Origin of the sequence: Pseudomonas mendocina (genome assembly GCF_900636545.1) — a bacterium.
GTDB lineage: Bacteria > Pseudomonadota > Gammaproteobacteria > Pseudomonadales > Pseudomonadaceae > Aquipseudomonas > Aquipseudomonas mendocina.
This window is the reverse complement of the sequence record NZ_LR134290.1, coordinates 1,351,060-1,370,085: the sequence shown is the minus strand read 5'-3', so window position 1 is coordinate 1,370,085 and position 19,026 is coordinate 1,351,060. Positions and strand designations below refer to the sequence as shown.

The 19,026-nt window shown below is 62.3% G+C and carries 12 protein-coding genes and 2 pseudogenes; 7 read left to right on the top strand and 7 right to left on the bottom strand.

The window, feature by feature from the left end; all coding sequences use genetic code 11:
- The first annotated feature begins 210 nt into the window (after positions 1–210).
- The 4 genes and pseudogenes from EL191_RS06260 (at position 211) to EL191_RS06240 (ending at position 6,950) form a co-directional block, all read left to right on the top strand.
- A complete protein-coding gene (locus EL191_RS06260) occupies positions 211–1,836 on the top strand; it encodes a methyl-accepting chemotaxis protein (RefSeq protein ID WP_041977410.1) in 1,626 nt (541 codons plus the stop codon).
- 144 nt (positions 1,837–1,980) lie between these two features.
- Positions 1,981–3,135 (top strand): efflux RND transporter periplasmic adaptor subunit, encoded by a 1,155-nt coding sequence (locus EL191_RS06255; protein WP_017361799.1) that lies wholly within the window; start codon positions 1,981–1,983, stop codon positions 3,133–3,135.
- A gap of 213 nt (positions 3,136–3,348) precedes the next feature.
- Positions 3,349–6,404: pseudogene (locus EL191_RS06250) on the top strand (multidrug efflux RND transporter permease subunit).
- Between the two features lie 315 nt (positions 6,405–6,719).
- A complete protein-coding gene (locus EL191_RS06240) occupies positions 6,720–6,950 on the top strand; it encodes a PA4570 family protein (RefSeq protein WP_013714379.1) in 231 nt (76 codons plus the stop codon).
- 141 nt (positions 6,951–7,091) lie between these two features.
- On the opposite strand, the gene EL191_RS06235 is transcribed toward EL191_RS06240, so the two are convergent.
- Entirely contained in the window at positions 7,092–7,721 is a 630-nt protein-coding gene (locus EL191_RS06235) for an FKBP-type peptidyl-prolyl cis-trans isomerase (RefSeq protein ID WP_013714378.1), read from the bottom strand.
- A gap of 212 nt (positions 7,722–7,933) precedes the next feature.
- Here EL191_RS06235 and EL191_RS06230 point away from each other — a divergent pair, with 212 nt between their 5' ends.
- Genes EL191_RS06230 through EL191_RS06220 form a run of 3 tightly spaced genes read left to right on the top strand, consistent with a single transcriptional unit; the run spans position 7,934 to position 13,169 of the window.
- Positions 7,934–10,423 (top strand): ATP-binding protein, encoded by a 2,490-nt coding sequence (locus EL191_RS06230; RefSeq protein ID WP_041977405.1) that lies wholly within the window; start codon positions 7,934–7,936, stop codon positions 10,421–10,423.
- A complete protein-coding gene (locus EL191_RS06225; RefSeq protein WP_017361802.1) occupies positions 10,413–11,489 on the top strand; it encodes an HD domain-containing phosphohydrolase in 1,077 nt (358 codons plus the stop codon). The genes EL191_RS06230 and EL191_RS06225 overlap by 11 nt, the downstream gene beginning before the upstream one ends.
- A 54-nt stretch (positions 11,490–11,543) precedes the next feature.
- Positions 11,544–13,169 carry a methyl-accepting chemotaxis protein gene (locus EL191_RS06220; protein ID WP_041977402.1) on the top strand — a complete coding sequence of 542 codons (1,626 nt, stop codon included), beginning with the start codon at positions 11,544–11,546 and terminating at the stop codon, positions 13,167–13,169.
- A 41-nt stretch (positions 13,170–13,210) separates the two neighbouring features.
- On the opposite strand, the gene EL191_RS06215 is transcribed toward EL191_RS06220, so the two are convergent.
- From EL191_RS06215 to EL191_RS06190, 6 genes and pseudogenes are all read right to left on the bottom strand, one after another.
- Positions 13,211–13,339, bottom strand: coding sequence for a DUF2256 domain-containing protein (locus EL191_RS06215; protein ID WP_013714374.1), 129 nt, complete (start codon positions 13,337–13,339; stop codon positions 13,211–13,213).
- Entirely contained in the window at positions 13,336–14,889 is a 1,554-nt protein-coding gene (locus EL191_RS06210) for a cryptochrome/photolyase family protein (RefSeq protein WP_041977399.1), read from the bottom strand. Before EL191_RS06210 ends, EL191_RS06215 begins: the two co-directional genes overlap by 4 nt.
- 11 nt (positions 14,890–14,900) lie before the next feature.
- Entirely contained in the window at positions 14,901–15,203 is a 303-nt protein-coding gene (locus EL191_RS06205) for a DUF6482 family protein (RefSeq protein WP_041977395.1), read from the bottom strand.
- Positions 15,204–15,336: 133 nt separating this feature from the next.
- Positions 15,337–15,828 (bottom strand): TIGR00645 family protein, encoded by a 492-nt coding sequence (locus EL191_RS06200; protein WP_013714371.1) that lies wholly within the window; start codon positions 15,826–15,828, stop codon positions 15,337–15,339.
- Positions 15,829–15,970: 142 nt separating this feature from the next.
- The gene (locus EL191_RS06195; protein ID WP_041977394.1) at positions 15,971–16,324 is read right to left on the bottom strand and encodes a PA4575 family protein; all 354 of its coding nucleotides are present in this window, start codon (positions 16,322–16,324) and stop codon (positions 15,971–15,973) included.
- Positions 16,325–16,488: 164 nt separating this feature from the next.
- Positions 16,489–18,971 (bottom strand): annotated as a pseudogene (locus EL191_RS06190) (Lon protease family protein).
- Positions 18,972–19,026 lie beyond the last annotated feature (55 nt).

Below are 19,026 nucleotides of genomic sequence, written 5' to 3'. Positions count from 1 at the left end.
CGTGATGAACTCGGCACCCTGTGGGCCGCCGAAAATGGACAACCCGAGTCAGATTAAGATGATTGCGCAATCATTCAAGCATCGAAATGATCTGCTGCTCCCTGACTGATCGGGCACCGCGACGACTCGTCTAGACATTTCACAAATCTGCAACATTCGCCTACTACGCTGAGCGTGTCCCGCCACGCCTGGCTCCCGAGGCACCTCGTCATGTTCCTGCAAAAATCCCTGCGCGCGCAGATTCTCGCCCTGCTCGGCGGCAGTCTGGCGCTGATTCTGATCACCGCGCTGGCCTGCTTCAGCTTTCTCTCCAGCGGCATTCAGTCCTACCGTGGCCTACTTGATGGGCCGCTGGAATCTTCGCGCCTGATCGACGCGGCCAACGTCGAATTCAAGATTCAGGTGCAGGAATGGAAGAACGTCCTGCTGCGCGGCCAGGACAGTGCCAACCTGCAGCGCTACTGGAGCCAGTTCGAAGCGCAGGAGCGCAAGGTGCAGGACATTCTCGGCCAGCTGGCTCAGGTCGCCACCGCTGATCCGGCGCTGAAGGCCCAGGTCGAGCGCTTGCGCAGCGAACACCAGGCCCTCGGTGGAAACTACCGCAAGGGCCGCGACGCCTTCTTGGCTGCCGGTGCCGACACCACGGCAGGCGATCAGGCCGTAAAAGGTATCGACCGCGCCGCCAGCGAGCAGATGAGTGCGCTGGTCGAGCAGTTGCGCCAGAACAGCCTGAGCCAGGCCGAGCAGATCAACACCAGTGCCGCGCGCACCATTTTCGCTGGCACCGTGTTGATGCTGGTCGCCGCGCTCATCATCGCCCTGTTCAGCCTGTGGCTGGTCAACCGCAACCTGATCATTCCCATCCGCCATCTGATCGGCCATGTCGATCAGCTCAGCCATGGCCAGTTCGGCCAGCGCGTAGAGAGCACCCGCCAAGATGAACTGGGCCTGCTGGCGCGCGCCGCGAACACCCTGCGCGATTTTCTCGCCAGCACCACCGAGCACCTGCACCAGAGTACGCAGAATCTCGACAGCGCCAGCAGCGAACTCAACGCCATCGCCTCACGCATGACCGAGGGCGTCAGCGAGCAGTTCGAGCGCACCGATCAGGTCGCCACGGCCATGCACGAGATGTCCGCCACTGCCCAGGAAGTGGCGCGCCACGCCGCTGACGCCGCGCACGCGGCCAACGATGCCGACGACTCGGCACGCCAGGGCAGCACGGTGATGCAGTCGACCATCGCCACCATCACCGACATCCGCGGCGAGATTGCCAACACCGCGGAAGTGATCCGTCGTCTGGAAAGCGACAGCGGGCGTATTGGCAAGGTGCTGGAAGTGATTCGCGGCATCGCCGAGCAGACCAACCTGCTGGCGCTCAACGCGGCCATCGAAGCGGCTCGGGCCGGCGAGCAGGGCCGCGGTTTCGCCGTGGTCGCCGACGAGGTGCGCCACCTCGCCCAGCGTACCGCCGAGTCCACCGCCGAGATCAACCAGATCATCGATACCGTGCAGAGCGGCGCTCTGAATGCCGTGCGCGCCATCGAGAGCGGCCAGCAGCGCAGCGAACAAGGCGTTACCCAGGTCACCGAGGCCGGCGCCATGCTGCAGCGTATCACCGAGGCGGTGGAAGCCATTCGAGACATGAACCAGCAGATCGCCACGGCAGCCGAGGAACAGACCTCGGTGGCCGAGGACATCTCGCGTAACCTCACCGAGCTGACCGCCATTGCCAGTGCCAATCAGGACAACGTCGAACGCACGCAGATGGCCAGCCGCAACCTGCATGACATGTCCGGGCAACTGGGTGAAGTGACCCGTCGCCTGGGCTCCTGAGCGCCCGCGGGAACCGGCACGCCCGGGTACCGGGCGCGCCTCGCGACAGGAACGACCGAGACTTTTGACAGCGGCGATAACTGGCACTAATGTGCCTCTCTTGCCTATTCCCAGGCCCCTCCCCGCTTGCCAAGGAAACGGAATATGTTGCTCCGTCGCATGCTCATCATGCTCGGCGTGGTACTCGTCGTGGTGCTCGCCCTCGCCGCCTACAAGGGCTTCTCCATCTACCAGCAGATCCAGATGTTCTCGGCGCCGCAGCCGGCCATCAGCGTGTCCGCCGCGCATGCCGAGGAACAGCCGTGGCAGGGTCGTCTACCGGCCATCGGTACGCTCAAGGCATTCCAGGGCGTGGACCTGGCCGCAGAGGTCGACGGCATCGTCCGCGAGGTGATGTTCGAGTCGGGACAGAAGGTCGCCCAGGGCCAACCGCTGATCCAGCTCGACAGCGAAGTGGAGCGCGCCAGCCTGGCTACTGCCGAAGCCGAGCGCAGCCTGGCCCAGGTCGAGTTCGAGCGCGGGCGCAGCCTGGTCAGCCGGCAGAACATCTCCAAGAGCGAGTTCGACCGTCTATCCTCGACACTGCAGAAGGCCAGCGCCAGCGTCGCGCAGTTCAAGGCGCAGCTGGAGAAGAAGCGCATCAGCGCACCGTTCGCCGGCACCATCGGCATTCGCCAGGTCGACACTGGCGACTACCTCTCGCCGGGCGCCACCATCGCTACCCTGCAGGATCTGTCGCGCCTGCACGTCGACTTCTTCCTGCCCGAGCAGCGCGCGCCACAGCTGCAGGTCGGCCAGCCGGTTCGCCTGAGCGTCGCCGCCTACCCCGGCGAGCAGTTCGAAGGCCGCATCGCCGCGATCAACCCCAAGGTGGAGAACGAAACCCGCAACCTGCAGGTGCGCGCCACCCTGAGCAACCCGGACGAGAAACTGCTGCCGGGCATGTTCGCCAACCTGGAAGTGCTGCTGCCGGATGACCAGCCGCAGATCGTCGTACCGGAAACCGCCATCACCTACACCCTCTACGGCAACTCGGTGTACGTGGTGAAGGAAAAGCAGGACGACGACGGCAAGACGATCAAGGACGCAGACGGCAACGCTCAGTTGATGGTCGAACGGCGCTTCGTCGAGACCGGCGAGCGGCGTACCGGCCGCGTGGTGATCCTCAAGGGCCTGCAGGCCGGCGAGCAGGTGGTCACCTCCGGCCAGCTCAAACTGGATAACGGTGCCCACGTCGCCATCGTTGCCGACCCGGCGCTGCAGCTCAAAGCAGACGAACCGGCCGCCACCGCGCAATAACGTTAACGTCCAGTAAGGCTGCTCAACCAAGCGTCGACCAAGCGCGACCAGTCCGCTCGCCATCGGGGGAGAAGGTCAGGAAGAGGAGAAACGGGCAATCATCTGCTGATTCCGCCCCACTCCCCCAGCCTCTCCCCGATAAATGGGAGAGGGGCGCAAAACGCGCGCAACTGCTGATAGACAGGCCGCCGCAGGGCGGCCAAGGAAATATCCATGGCTTTTACCGATCCTTTCATCCGCCGCCCGGTGCTGGCCACCGTGGTCAGCCTGCTGATCGTCCTGCTCGGTTTCCAGGCGTTCAGCAAGCTGGTCATTCGCCAATACCCGCAGATGGAAAACGCCCTGATCACGGTGACCACCGCCTATCCCGGTGCCAACGCCGAAACCATCCAGGGCTATATCACCCAACCGCTGCAGCAGAGCCTGGCCAGCGCCGAAGGCATCGACTATATGACCTCGTCGAGCCAGCAGAACCTGTCGACCATCTCCATCTATGCGCGCATCGGCGCCAACAGCGACCGTCTGTTCACCGAGTTGCTGGCCAAAGCCAACGAGGTGAAGAACCAGCTGCCGCAGGACGCCGAAGACCCGGTGCTGTCCAAGGAAGCGGCCGACGCCTCGGCACTGATGTACGTCAGCTTCTACAGCGACGAGCTGTCCAACCCGCAGATCACCGACTATCTCTCACGGGTAATCCAGCCCAAGCTGGCCACCCTGCCCGGCATGGCCGAGGCGCAGATTCTCGGCAACCAGGTGTTCGCCATGCGCCTGTGGCTGGACCCGGTGAAGATGGCGGCGTACGGCGTCACCGCTGGCGACCTCAACAGCGCCGTGCGCAAGTACAACTTCCTCTCCGCCGCCGGCGAGGTGAAGGGCCAGTACGTGGTCACCAGCATCAACGCCAGCACCGACCTGAAATCGGTCGATGCCTTCGGCGCGATTCCGTTGAAGACCGTCGGCGACACCCGCGTGCTGGTGCGTGACATCGCCCGCGTGGAAATGGGCGCGGCCAACTACGACTCGATCAGCTCCTTCGACGGCATTCCCTCGGTGTACATCGCCATCAAGGGCACGCCGAGCGCCAACCCGCTGGACGTGATCAAGGAAGTGCGCAACGCCCTGCCGGAGCTGGAGGCGCAGTTGCCGCCGAACCTCAAGGTGGCCATCGCCTACGACGCCACGCTGTTCATCCAGGCGTCCATCGACGAAGTGGTGAAGACCCTGGCCGAAGCGGTGCTGATCGTCATCGTCGTGGTCTTCCTGTTCCTCGGCGCCTTCCGTTCGGTACTGATCCCAGTGATCACCATTCCGCTGTCGATGATCGGCGTCTTGTTCTTCATGCAGCTGATGGGCTACTCCATCAACCTGCTGACCCTGCTGGCGATGGTGCTGGCCATCGGCCTGGTGGTGGACGACGCCATCGTCGTCGTAGAGAACATCCACCGCCATATCGAGGAAGGCAAGACGCCGTTCGATGCGGCCATCGAAGGTGCGCGGGAAATCGCCGTTCCGGTGGTCTCGATGACCATCACCCTGGCTGCGGTCTATGCCCCATCGGCTTCCTCGAAGGCTTGACCGGCGCGCTGTTCAAGGAGTTCGCCCTGACCCTGGCCGGCGCGGTGATCATCTCCGGCATCGTCGCCCTGACCCTGTCGCCGATGATGTGCGCCAAGCTGCTGCGTCACGAGGAGAACCCTTCGGGCCTGGCCCATCGCCTGGATCTGATCTTCGACCGACTCAAGAAGCGCTATCAGAAGATGCTCCACGGCACCCTCAATACCCGCCCGGTGGTGGTGGTGTTCGGCGTGATCGTCATGGCGCTGATCCCGGTGCTGCTGTCCTTCACCCAGAGCGAACTGGCGCCCGAGGAAGACCAGGGCGTGGTGTTCCTCTTCGCCAACGCGCCGCAGCCGACCAACCTCGACTACGTCAACGCCTACACCAACCAGTTCGTGGAGATCTTCAAGACCTTCCCCGAGTACTACTCGTCGTTCCAGATCAATGGTTTCGACGGTGTACAGTCGGGCATCGGCGGCTTTCTGCTGACGCCCTGGAACGAGCGCCAGCGCACGCAGATGGAGATCCTTCCCGAGGTCCAGGCCAAGCTCAACCACATCCCCGGCCTGCAGATCTTCGGCTTCAACCTGCCGTCGCTGCCGGGCACCGGCGAGGGCCTGCCCTTCCAGTTCGTGATCAACACGCCGAACGACTACGAGTCGTTGCTGCAGGTGGCCGAGCGAGTCAAGGCACGCGCGCAGGAGTCGGGCAAGTTCGCCTTCCTCAACATCGACCTGGCCTTCGACAAGCCGGAAATCGTCGTCGACATCGACCGCGAGAAAGCCGCGCAGATGGGCGTATCCATGGAAGACCTGGGCGCCACCCTGGCCAGCCTGCTCGGCGAGGGCGAGATCAACCGCTTCACCATCGACGGACGCAGCTACAAGGTGATCGCCCAGGTCGAACGCGCCTATCGCGAGAATCCGAGCTGGCTGGATAGCTACTACGTGCGCAGCGAAAGCGGCGCCATGGTGCCGCTGGGCACCTTGATCAGCATCAGTGACCGTGCGCGGCCGACCAAGCTCAAGCAATTCCAGCAGCTCAACTCGGCGATCATCGAAGGGGTGGCCATCGTCAGCCAGGGCGAGGCGATCGATACCATCACCGCCATCGCCCGCGAGGAAGCGCCGCGCGGCTACAGCTTCGACTACGCCGGGGCATCGCGTCAGTACATCCAGGAAGGCAGCGCGCTGTTCGTCACCTTCGCCCTGGCCCTGGCGATCATCTTCCTGGTGCTGGCCGCGCAGTTCGAAAGCTTCCGCGACCCGCTGGTGATTCTGGTCACCGTGCCACTGTCGATCTGCGGTGCGCTGATCCCGATCTTCCTCGGCTTCTCGACCATGAACATTTACACCCAGGTGGGCCTGGTGACGCTGATCGGCCTGATCAGCAAGCACGGTATCCTCATCGTCGAGTTTGCCAACCAGTTGCGCCGTGAGGGCCTGCCGCTGCGCGAGGCCATCGAGGAAGCGGCGGCCATTCGCCTGCGCCCGGTATTGATGACCACCGCGGCGATGGTGTTCGGCATGGTGCCGCTGATCTTCGCCACCGGCGCCGGCGCGGTGAGCCGCTTCGACATCGGCCTGGTGATCGCCACCGGCATGAGCGTCGGTACGCTGTTCACCCTGTTCGTCCTGCCCTGCGTGTATAGCCTGCTGGCCAAGCCAGACGCTAAACCGCAGCAACAGGCGCAGGTTTCGCCGGCACACTGACCGATACTGTGGGAGGCGCTTTAGCAGGCTGTTGAAAAACTACCTGCGTTGGCAATACCGCGTTAAAAATGGCCTCAAAATGCTCATTTACAGCGAGTAAACTGCGCTTTTTCGGCCATTTTTGCCTTGTCTTGCCTGCCTCGCCGACGTTTTCCAACGTCCTGCTAGCGGCGAATGTCGCGGCTGCAGCCCTCCCACAGTCCGTCTTATCGCAAGCGTTGATTCACGCAAACGACAAAAGGTCGCAATTAAACCTTGCTATTTATGTAATAGGAATTATTCTCAGTTACGTAATGACGGCCAAGGAGACCTGCCATGACCTACCTGATCGATGCCTGGCTGGACCGCCCGCATCCCTACCTGCGCATCCTCAACCGCGAAACCGGCGAAGTGTGCGCCATGCTCGAAGAAGAAGCCTTGGACGAGCTGCGCGACCAGGGCGACCTGGACCTGCAGGAACTGAGCTCCAGTGAGCCCATCGTACTCAAGGAGCTGGTGCGCAGCCTGTTCCTGTTCTGCTACGCCCGGGCATTGCGCCCGTCCTGAAAGATTGGTGCGGGCGGCGCATCCTACCCAGAGAAACGCAAACGGGGCGCCCTGTCACCAGGGCGCCCCGTTTCGTTGGACATCTAGCCGGTCAGCTAGGGTGCGCCAGGCGCCCCAGCACGACAGTCGGCGTACCAACAATCACAGAATGTCGAGCAGCTCGACATCGAATACCAGCACACTGTGCGGCGGAATGCTGCCAACGCCCTGAGCGCCGTAGGCCAGCTCGCTCGGTACGTGCAGACGCCATTTGCTGCCGGTGCCCATCAGTTGCAGGGCCTCGACCCAGCCCGGAATCACGCCGCCGACCGGGAATTCAGCCGGCTGGCCGCGCTCGTAGGAGCTGTCGAACACGGTGCCGTCGATCAAGGTGCCGTGGTAGTGGGTACGCACCTGGTCCTCGGCGGACGGCTTGGCGCCCTCGCCTGCGACCAGTACTTCGTACTGCAGGCCGGACGGCAGCACGGTCACGCCTTCACGCTTGGCGTTCTCGGCCAGATAGGCACGGCCTTCGCCCGCAGCGGCTTCAGCCTTGGCGGCCGCCTCGGCCTGCATGATTTCGCGGATGACCTTGAAGCTTGCGCCCAGCTCAGCTTCGGATACGCGGCTGGCCTGGCCAGTGAAGGCGTCGGTCAGACCGGCGAGGATGGCGTTCAGGTCGACGCCGGGCGGCGGGTTGTCGCGCAACTGGCCACCAAGTTGACGACCGATGCCGTAGCTGACGCGGCCCTCATCGGAGGACAGATCGGGGCTGAAGTTGAATTCGGACATGAAAGGCTCCGCTAGGGGCTAGGAAAAAAGGTCGGCCAGACTAGCACAGAACGCCGAGTCAACGGGCACCCGCCCTGCCGTCCATCACCGTGCGTGGCGGAGATACTGCAGCCTTGATCAGGCGCAATAGCTACTACCTTTAGCTAAGACTTACTTAAGAAAAGCCTAGATATCATATAGACATCATCGTTCGCCCGGCAGGAGCGTGCGCCATGCAAAACGGCTCTAGTGTCAGTCTTCGGACATGGATATGGCGCGCATTCGTACAAACTGCGCTGATCCCGCTGATTCTGGTGGAGACGGTGCTGATCAGCGTCTACCTGATCACCAATGTCTCCATCCGCGATGCCCAGATCTCCCACCTGCGCACAACAGCCGTTAACGACCTGCAGACCGCAGCCGGCCAGGAGGCGCATCTGGTCGAGAGCGAGCTGGGGCACATTGCCCGCCTTACCAGCACCTACGCCTCCCTGACCCAACAGTCGCTGAACGACACGCAAACCGTCGCACCGGCGGAACTGGCGGTCACTCCCAGCGGAGTGCGCTATAGCCCTGGCGATGACGGCGGCGCAGCATCCTTCTACTCCAACGTAACCCCTCTGGAGAAACAGGACCTGCAAAAGGTCGCGCGCCTGGCCAGGCTCGACCCGCTGATGCGCGAAACCGTGCGGCAGAATCCACTGGTGGCCAGCATCTACTTCAACAGCTGGGACAGTTACAACCGCATCTTCCCCTGGTTCGACACACCTGCGCAGTACCCCCACGACATGGTGATCCCGGACTACAACTTCTACTACCTGGCGGACGCCAAGCATAACCCCGAGCACAAGGTCGCCTGGACCGACGTCTACCTCGACCCTGCCGGCCACGGCTGGATGCTCTCGGCCGTGGCGCCGGTGCTGCGCGGTGATTTCCTCGAGGGTGTGGTCGGCCTGGATATCACCGTGGGCAAGCTGCTCGAACACATCCAGAGCCTCAATGTGCCCTGGGACGGCTACGCCATGATCATCAGCGATGAGATGAACATCATGGCGCTGCCACCGGCAGGAGAAGACGACTTCGGCCTGGATGAACTGACCACTCACTCCTACGACGAAGCGATCAGTTCGGAGCTGTTCAAGCCCGAGGATTTCAATCTCCGCAAACGCACCGACACCGTCGATCTCGCCAAAGCCATCGCGCAGCGTGACAGTGGCGTGTTGTCCATGCCTCTGAATGGCCGTCCGCACCTGATCGCCTGGGCCACGATTCCGGCTACCGACTGGCATCTGCTCACCGTGGTCGATGAGTCCGAGGTATTCAGCCAGACCAACGAACTGGCCAGCCACTACCGCAACATCGGCTACCTGCTGATCGCCGGCCTGGTGCTGTTCTATCTGGTCTTCTTCGCCTTCATGTGGGGCCGTGCCCGTGAACTGACCGAACGCCTGCGCAAACCCATCGGCGGCATCGTCTCCATGCTCCGCGAGATCGGTCAGGGCAACTGGAAGCCCAAACGCCCGGCGACCACCATTGACGAGTTGGAAACCATCATCGACGACGTCGAGTCCATGGGCCAGCGCCTGGAGCGCAACGCTACGCAACTGCAGCGAGCCAGCCAGGAGGCGCAGGAAGCCAGCCGTGCCAAGAGCCAGTTCATTTCCAGCATGAGCCATGAATTGCGCACGCCACTCAATGCCATACAAGGGTTTGCCCAGCTGATGCGCATGCAGCAGGCACCTCAGAACAAACAGGACACCGATTACCTGGAAGAGATTCTCTTGGCCAGCCGCCATCTCAACCAGTTGGTGGGTGACATTCTCGACTGGTCGAGCCTGCAGAGTGACCAGCCGCGCCTGGAAATGGCCCGGGTGGATGCCGTCACGCTGATGAGCGAATGCGCGGACCTGGTAGCGCCAGAAGCAGAGGCGCGCGGTCTCACCCTGCAGCTATCCTTCCCCGAAAGATCACTGCAGGTGCTGGCAGACCCACGGCGCCTGCGCCAGGTACTGCTCAACCTACTGTCCAACGCCATCAAGTACACCCCCAAAGGTAGCGTGACACTCAGCTGCATGCAGATGGACAAGCACGTGCGCCTGATGATCAGCGATACCGGCATGGGGATCGCCCCCGAGCTGCAACCTCTGCTTTTCGAGCCATTCCAGCGCCTGGGCCAGGAAAACGGCGCCATCCAGGGCACCGGTATCGGCCTTTCGCTGTGCAAGGAATACGCAGCGCTGATGAATGGCGAGATGGGCCTGTACAGCGAGCCGAACAAGGGCAGCCAGTTCTGGATCGACCTGCCGCGCTACGTCGAGTCCAGCCTGCCTGAAAGCGCACCGCACGAGGCACGCCAGGCCTGCGTCTACCACGGCGATGTCGACGACACCAACCTGGCAATCGTCAGTAGCGCACTGGCGGATGTCGATCTACAGCAGTTCTCCGATGGCAACGAGCTGCTGGCGGCACTGCTGGCCAGGCGTCCGGATGTACTGCTGCTGAGCACCAAGTTGGACGCCATGGACGGCCGCGATCTGCTGCGCATCCTGCATCAGAGTGCAGAGCTGGCCGACCTTCCGGTAATACTGCTGAGCCGCGAAGACCAGGTGCAAGAGCTGGTAGGTCTGGGCGCCAGCGCGCTGCTTGGCGTCCCCATCGACCCCAACGAACTGCACCAGCTGGTCTGCGACCTGACCGGCAAGGAGAAAACCCATGCTGTCTAAGGACTTCGCCCAATCGCGGGTGGTCATCGTCGATGATGTGGTCGCCAACAGCCGCCTGCTGGAGTCCAGCCTCAAGGCGTTCGGCCTGCGCGATACCATCAGCTTCTCGGACTCGGCAATAGCCCTGGAATGGTTGCAGCACAATCCCTGGAACCTGTTGCTGCTGGACCTGGATATGCCCGCGCCGAATGGCTTCGATATCCTCCGCTCCCTGGCCGGCCGAGACCGCAGCAGCAACCCGATCATTATCATCACCGCCCTCAACGACAGCACCAGCCGTCGCACTGGACTGGAACTGGGCGCCAACGACTACCTGAGCAAACCGGTCGATCTGCCTGAGGTAATCCTGCGCGTACGCAGCAATCTGCAACTGAGTCAGGCCACCCTGGGCCTTCACGAAGCCAACAGAACCCTGGAGCAGCGTGTACGCGAGCGTACCGCCCAACTGAGCCAGAGCTACAGCGCTCTGGTGCGCACGCTGTGTCGCGCATCCGCCTACAGAGACAGCGAAACCGGCAACCACATCGTGCGCATCGGCGAATCTGCCGCGCTGATCGCCAGGGCATACGGCATGAGTAGCGAATGGGTCGAGCTGATTCGACAGGCCGCACCAATGCATGACGTCGGCAAGATTGGTATTGCCGACCAGATCCTGCTCAAGCCCGGCGCGCTGAGCGATGAAGAGCGGCGCCTGATGCAGGAGCATCCGCGCATCGGCTACTCGATCCTGGCCGACCAGCACGCCTCGGAACTGACCGCCATGGCCGCGGAAATCGCCCTGACGCACCATGAGAAGTGGGATGGCAGTGGTTACCCCAACGGCCTGAGCGGCCACCAGATCCCTCTCTCCGGCCGTATCGTCGCCATCTGCGACGTCTACGATGCCCTGCGCATGCCACGTCCTTACAAGGCAGCCTGGCCCGTCGAGAAAGCCCAGGCCTTCATCCGCGAGCAGGCCGGCAAACACTTCGATCCAGAGCTGGTCACGCTCGTAGAGAGCCTGTACGAGCAAATCGAAACGCTTCAGCACGAACTCAGCGACTGTCCACAAACTGATCCTCGATAGCGGCAAGCCGTGCTTCAGCACGCAGTCCCTCTTCAACTTCCGAGTATTGCCACCATGAACTTCAGATCAATCTCCATAGCCCCACGTGCTGCAATAGGATTCGGCTTGATCGCGCTACTGGTATTCGCCCTTGGCGGCTTCTCGCTGCTGCAGATGAGCAGCATGCATGAGCGCTCCAGAGAGGTCGACAGCAACTGGGTGCCAAGCCTCAATACCCTTGGCGATGTATCTCAGGACATCCTGCGGCTGCGCGCCACCACACTGCGCATGCTGCTTAGCGAGAATGCCCAGCAACTGCAGGACAACATGTCCCAGGCGCAGACGCTTCTGGCTGATCTGGAACGGATGCAGCAACGCTATGAGGGCCTGATCAGTTCCGCCGAAGAGCAGGCGCACTACGATGATTTCAAACGCTTTGAGAGCAGCTATCTGGCAACTCGCACGCAGTTGGCCCAGCACCTGACCAACAATGACCGAGCGGCCGCTCTGGCGCTGCTTTACACGAGTCTCAATCCGCAAGCCGACACCATGATCAAGGCCTTGAACGACCTGATCCTGCACAACCGCGAAGGCGCCTCGGACGCAGCCAAGGCTGTGGAAGTCGTCTATGCCCGAGCGATGCGCGGCACGCTGCTGGCCATGGCCCTGGCAGCCATCGCCACAGTCATTCTGGCTTCGCTGCTGACCCGCAGCATCGTCAGGCCGCTGGCCGAGGCAGTACAGGTTGCTGACTCGGTGGCAAGTGGCAACCTGACCCTGGCCATCGATACCCAGGGCAACGACGAGCCAGCCAAGTTGCTGAGGGCATTGAAAAGCATGCAGGGCAACCTGCGCGGTACCATTGAGCAGATCGCCGACGCCTCCAGTCAGCTTGCCTCGGCCGCGGAACAACTCAGCGCTGTGACCGACGGCACCGCGCGTAATCTGCACCAGCAAAGCCTGGAGATCGACCAGGCCGCCACCGCCGTCACCGAAATGAGCAGCGCGGTGGATGAGGTGGCGCGCAACGCCGCCAGCGCTTCGGAAAGCTCCAGCGAATCGGGGCGTGTTGCCCGCCAGGGCAGCGAGCGCATCACTCAGACGCTGTCGTCGATCAACCAGCTGGCAGCCGACGTGGACTCCACCTCAAGCAACTTCGATCAGCAGGCCGGCAAGGTCCGCGGCATCAGCCAGGTGCTCGACGTGATTCGCAGCATTGCCGAGCAGACCAACCTTCTTGCTCTCAACGCGGCCATCGAGGCAGCGCGGGCAGGCGAAGCAGGCCGTGGCTTCGCCGTGGTCGCCGACGAGGTCCGCGCCTTGGCGCACAAGACCGGTCAATCGACTCGAGAGATCGAAAGCATGATCAGCGCCGTACAGGGCGACACCGAACAGGCGGTGCGCGCCATGGAGTCGAGCAATGGCCTGGCCAAGCAGACGCTGGAAATCGCCGAGGGCGCCGGGGTCGCGCTGGATCAGATCATCCAGTCAATTGCCGAAATCGGCGACCGTAACCTGGTGATCGCCAGTGCCACCGAACAGCAGGCCCACGTCGCCCGCGAAGTGGACCGCAACCTGATCAACATTCGCGATCTGTCACTGCAGAACTCGGCCGGTTCGGAACAGACCAGCACCGCCAGCCGCGCCCTGTCGAATCTGGCAGCCAACATGCAAGGCATGGTCGCGCGTTTTCAGGTCTGAGCCTCGACAGCGGGTGCCCGGAGCCGATTCCGGTCACCCGCTCAGCGCGAACGCCGACAACGCTCGGAGCAGTAACGCACCTCGTCCCAGCATCGCGCCCACTTCTTGCGCCATGTGAACGGCAGGCCGCAGACCACGCAAGCCTTCACCGGCAACTCGCTCTTTTTCACAGCACCTCACCCGCATCGAGCCTGGCCAGCAGGTGTTCGCCCCAGTCCCATAGCGCCTGCTGCCTGGCCTCGTTCATGCGCGTCAGGTTGCGATAGACCATGCCGAGGCGCGGATTACGTTGCAACGGCTCGCGGTGGCGCATGAGGAAGTGCCAGTACAACGCGTTGAACGGGCAGGCCGACTCGCCGGTGCTCTCGCTCACCTTATAGCTGCAGCCCTGGCAATGATTGGACATGCGCTTGATGTATTGGCCACTGGCGCAATAGGGCTTGGAACCGAGGTAGCCACCGTCGGCGTGCATCACCATGCCCAAAGTGTTGGGCAGCTCGACCCAGTCGAAGGCGTCCATGTACACCGCCAGGTACCAGTCGCAGATGGCCTTGGGCGCGATGCCGGCCAGCAGCGCGAAGTTGCCGGTGACCATCAAGCGCTGGATATGGTGCGCATAGGCGTGCTCCAGCGTCTGGCCGATGGCCTGACGCATGCACTTCATGCGCGTCTTGCCGGTCCAGTAGAACTCGGGCAACGCTCGTGAATTGCCGAAGCGATTGCCCTCGGCATACTCCGGCATACGCAGCCAGTAGATCCCGCGTACGTACTCGCGCCAACCGATCAACTGGCGAATGAAGCCTTCGGCGGCATTCAGCGGCACCTCGCCTGCGCGATAGGCCGCCTCGACCTCGGCGCAGATCCGCCGCAGATCGAGCAAACCGATATTCAATGCGGCGCTGATGCGCGAGTGAAAGAGAAAGGGCTCGCCATCGGCCATGGCATCCTGATAGTCACCGAAATCGGCCAGGCCATGGGCGAGAAAATACTGCCAGAGGCGCTCGGCCTCGTCGGCCGTAACCGGGTAATCGAAGCCTTCCAGGCTGCCGTAGTGATCGGCGAAACGCCGCGATACCAGCTCCAGTACCTCGGCGGTGATGGCATCCGGCTCGATACGTAGCGGCGCAGGCGGTTGCACGCCCTTGGGCAACGCCTTGCGGTTGTCGGCATCGAAGTTCCAGGCGTCGCCCTCGGGCGTGCCATCCGGGTTGAGCAGCAGGCCACTGTTGCGGCGCATCTCGCGGTAGAAGAACTCCATACGCAGTTGCTTGCGCCCCTTCGCCCAGGCGGCGAAGGCCTCGCGCGTGCAGAGAAAACGGCTGTCCTGATGCCAGTGAATCGGCACGCCACAGTGACGCAGGGATTGTTCCAGACGCCAGTCGCCACACTCGGTCAGATGCACTTCGGCGGGGTCGAGCCACTGCGTCCAGCGCTGCAGCTCACCGGGCAAGGATCCGCTGTTGTGCGGATCATCCAGCGTCACGTAGTGCACCTGCACGCCCTGAGCGCGCAAGGTCTCGGCGAAATGGCGCATGGCACTGAAGATCAGGGCGATCTTCTTCGGGTGATGCGGCACATGACTGGCCTCCTCCATCACCTCAGCCAACAGCACATGATCCCGCTGCGGGTCGATATCCGCCAGTGCACCGAGGCCGGCAGTGAGCTGGTCGCCAAGAATCAGGATCAGGCGGCGCACGCCGCCCTCGATATCAAAGGTCATCTGCAGTGCTGTCACCAGCCAGAGCGAAACGCGATGGGCACGCGCAAACTGTTGTCGGCCGATGGCATACCGCACATCTCGTCATGTACCGAGCTGTGCACCAGGAAGAACGGCAGCGTTGGCATTTCCTGCAGCACGTCGCGCGCATGCTCCACCGAGCGCAGGCTCAAGGTGCTGCCTCGCTCGTTGAGTATCGGATGCGCACGGCCGTCCATGCGCGCTTCGAGCAGATAGATACCGCCCTCGAGCGAGATCAGATTGAGTTCATCGATGCGCCCGGCCTGGGCGTGACTGGATAGATCATGCAGATTCATCTGGGCTTTCCTCCTGCTTTTTTAATTATACAAGAACCTATACAAATATAATTCTTGTACAACAAAGAAAAAGCTCAAGCCCAGAAAGCAAAACGCCCGTCTGTTCGGACGGGCGGTCTTGAAGCCTCTTGGATCAATCGTGCTTAGTCAGTTTGTCCAAGTAGCCCATTGCGAACGCCGAGGCCACGAACGTCATGTGGATGATCACGTACCACATCAGGTGATTGGTCTCGTAGTTGCGAGCATCCATGAACACCCGCAGCAGATGAATCGAGGAGATGGCCACGATCGAAGCGGCCACCTTCATCTTCAACGAACTGGAGTCCATCTTGCCCAGCCAGTTGAGCTTCTCCTTGCTCTCGTCGATATCCAGTTGCGAGACGAAGTTCTCGTAGCCGGAAATCATCACCATCACCAACAGGCCGCCTACCAGCGCCATGTCGATCAGCGACAGGAGCACCAGAATCAGGTCGGACTCCGCCATGGCGAACACGTTCGGCAGGATATGAAAGACTTCCTGGAAGAATTTCAGCGCCAGCGCCAGCAAACCCAGAGAAAGACCAAAGTAAATCGGCGCCAGCAGCCAACGCGATGCATACATGGCGTTTTCGATAAAGCGTTCCATGGAAGACTCACTGAAGGGAAGGGAGAAAATCGCGGCGAGTATACCCATCGCCCTGCATCAGCAGAAGCCGCCAGCGTATTGTGGATAACCCTGCCACAGGGAGTGCGCTGCAAGCGCTCCGACAGTCGTCGTTCCAGGCGTTTCAGCTGTGCCCGTCAGTTTCGGGGCGGCGCTGCAATGCGCCAAGCGGGCTGGTACGTTCGCCATTGACCCGGCGCAGCTCGGCCTGCATGTGCAAACGCCATATGGGCGGCTCGCTGCACTCGACATATCCCTGCAAGGCCAGGCTATCGGCAATCGAATCAAGTACGCCTTCCGCGACAAAAGGCCCATAGAAAGGGCCTTGCGCCTTGATCGCAGAGGGTTGCGCACCTGACATGCCGGCCGCGCAGAGCAATATCCAGCGGCCGCTGTTACCGGCCATCGGCCGGATCACGCACTCGATGCGAGTGACCAGGCCCAGGCATTGACGGGTGAGGCAGAGGCTGCGCGACATGGCGGCTATCCTCGCGGAATCCAGCCTCCAGCCTACACCCCGAGCGCCTGCGCTGTGAAGCCAAAGTTATCCACGCAATCTGTGGATAACTCTGTGCATGAGGCGTTAGCAATAAGACCTGCACGCCTGCCCCGGGCGATCCGGGACAATCGTGCAAGATCTGATCAGCTCGCGGCGTCAGCCTCGCCTTTCTTGCGTCGCGGTGCCTTGGCCGGCTTGGCTGCTGCCGACTCGGCTTCGGCCTTCGCCTTCTCTTCGGCAGGCTTGCCTTCCTCTTCCAGACCGATCTCGGCGATATCGCGCAAGCGCTCGACCACACGGGCATTGACGCTGCCCTTGGGGAAGCGCCCTTTCTCGTCTGGATGGCCGGCCGCCTCGCCAACCAGCAGGCTAAGCGCCTCGTCGACATGGCGCACGGCATATACGTTGAACTGACCGTCTCGCACGGCCTGCAGTACGCGCTCGTCGAGCATCAGGTTGGCGACATTGGAATGCGGGATGATCACCCCTTGCTCACCCGTGAGGCCGCGCGCCTCGCACAGGCGGAAGAAGCCTTCGATCTTCTCGTTGACGCCGCCGACGGCCTGTACCTCGCCGAACTGGTTGATCGAGCCCGTGATGGCGAAGCACTGCTTGAGCGGCGTGCGCGACAATGCCGAAATTAGTGTGCACACCTCGCCCAGCGAGGCACTGTCGCCGTCGACGTAACCGTAGGACTGCTCCAGGGCGATGCTCGCGGAGATTTCCAGGGGGAATTCCTGTGCGTAGCGGCTGCCGAGGAAACCGGTGAGGATCATCACCCCCTTGGAGTGAATCGGCTGACCGAGGCTAACTTCACGCTCGATATCGACGATGCCGCTACCCCCGGATACACCGTGGCGGAAATCCGCGCCGGAACGCCGAAGGCCGAGTCGCCGACTTCCAGCACGGTCAGGCCGTTGCACTTGCCGACGGCGGCGCCGCTGGTGTCGATGAGGATGATGCCGGCCAGCATGTCGTCGATGATCCGCGCCGAGACGCGCCCGGTGCGGGTGGCCTTGGCCTTGAGGGCTCGCTCGATATGACCGACGTCGGTGATCTTCTCGCCCGCCAGCTGGCGAATGAAATCGGCCTCGCTGACCAACTGGAACAGGTCACCAATTCGTGCCGAGAGGCGCCCCTGATGTTCGGCCAGACGTGCGCTGTAGGTGGCCAGGCGCGCCACGGCAGCACCGGTCAAGGGCGCCATGCCCTCTTCCGAGGTACGCGTTTTCATCAACTGGGCAAACTGCTCCAGGCTTTCCTCGGCGAGCGGGATGTCCTCGTCGAAGTCAACCAGTACGCGGAACATCTCCTGGAAGTCCGGATCATGATCCTGCAGCGCGTAGTACAACTGACGCGAGCCGATGATGATGACCTTCAGTTGCAGCGGGATGACCTGCGGGTTGAGCGTGACGGTGGCGATGCGACCGAGATCGCCCAGCGGCGACTCCATCTTCAACTGGCGCGAATGCAGAGCGCGCTTGAGCGCCTCCCAGACGAAGGGTTCGCCGAGCAGTTTTTCCGCCTCGACCACCAGGTAGCCACCGTTGGCACGGTGCAGTGCACCCGGGCGCAATTGACGGTAGCTGGTGTACAGCGCGCCCTGATCGGAGCTGTACTCGATACGGCCGAACAGGTTGTCGTAGGTCGGGTGCGACTCGAACACCACCGGCGCACCGCCATTGGCGTGGTGACCGACCACCAGGCTCGGGCAGTACATTTCCTCCAGTAGCTTGCGCAACTGTGGGTCAGCCTTGTCGACATCCACCAGTTGCTCGACGGCAGTTTTCAGTAGGTTGACCTGCATGGCCTGCAAGTAGGCGCAAACACCGGCGTTTTCTGCGTACTTCTCCGACAATGGCGCCAGCAGCGGCTGCAAGGCGACAGTGATGGTCTCTTCATTGAGCTGACGCAGCAGATTGCTCGACTCGCGCTTCCACTGCGGCAGGCTGGCCAGCTCCTCGTTGAGGCGCTCTTCCAGTGCGGCGATATCGGCGTGGAAGCGCTCGCGATCAGCTTCCGGCAACTGCGCGAACTCGGCCTCGTCCAGCGCCTTGCCGTCGGCCATCGGGGTGAAGGCGATATTGGTGCTGTCACGGTACAGGGCCACGCCCTTCTCCAGCGACAAGCGCTCGATCACGTCCAGCGCCTGGTCGTAGCGTTTGTTGAAGCCGCGGTCGATGGCGCTCTTCTTCTGCTGGTAGGTCGGCGTTTCGAACACTGCCGGGAAAGTAGCCAGCAGGTTGTCGATCAACTGGTTGATGTCGGCGATGAAGTCGCTCGCCGTACCGGCAGGTAACTCCAGCGCACGTGGCTCGCGCGGCTCGTCGAAATGATTGACGTAAACCCGGTCGGCCGGCGTCTCCATGCGCTTGGCTTCGGCCTTGAGGTAGCGCTGGACGAAGGAAAAGCGCCCGGTGCCGGGCTCGCCCATGACGAACACGTTATAGCCAGGGCGCGGCATCGCCACGCCAAATTGCAAGGCCTCCACCGCACGGGCCTGGCCGAGTACACCGCGGAAGGGTTCGAGGTCATCGGTGCTGCTGAAGTTGAACTGCTCGGGAGCAAAGGGGCGGGTCAGAGATTCGGGGGCAAGGCGCAAAGCATCGAGGCTACGCTTGGACATTGGCGATCCTTTATAGCGGGCGGAAGTTCCGCAAAAACATGGGGTGATTCTGGGC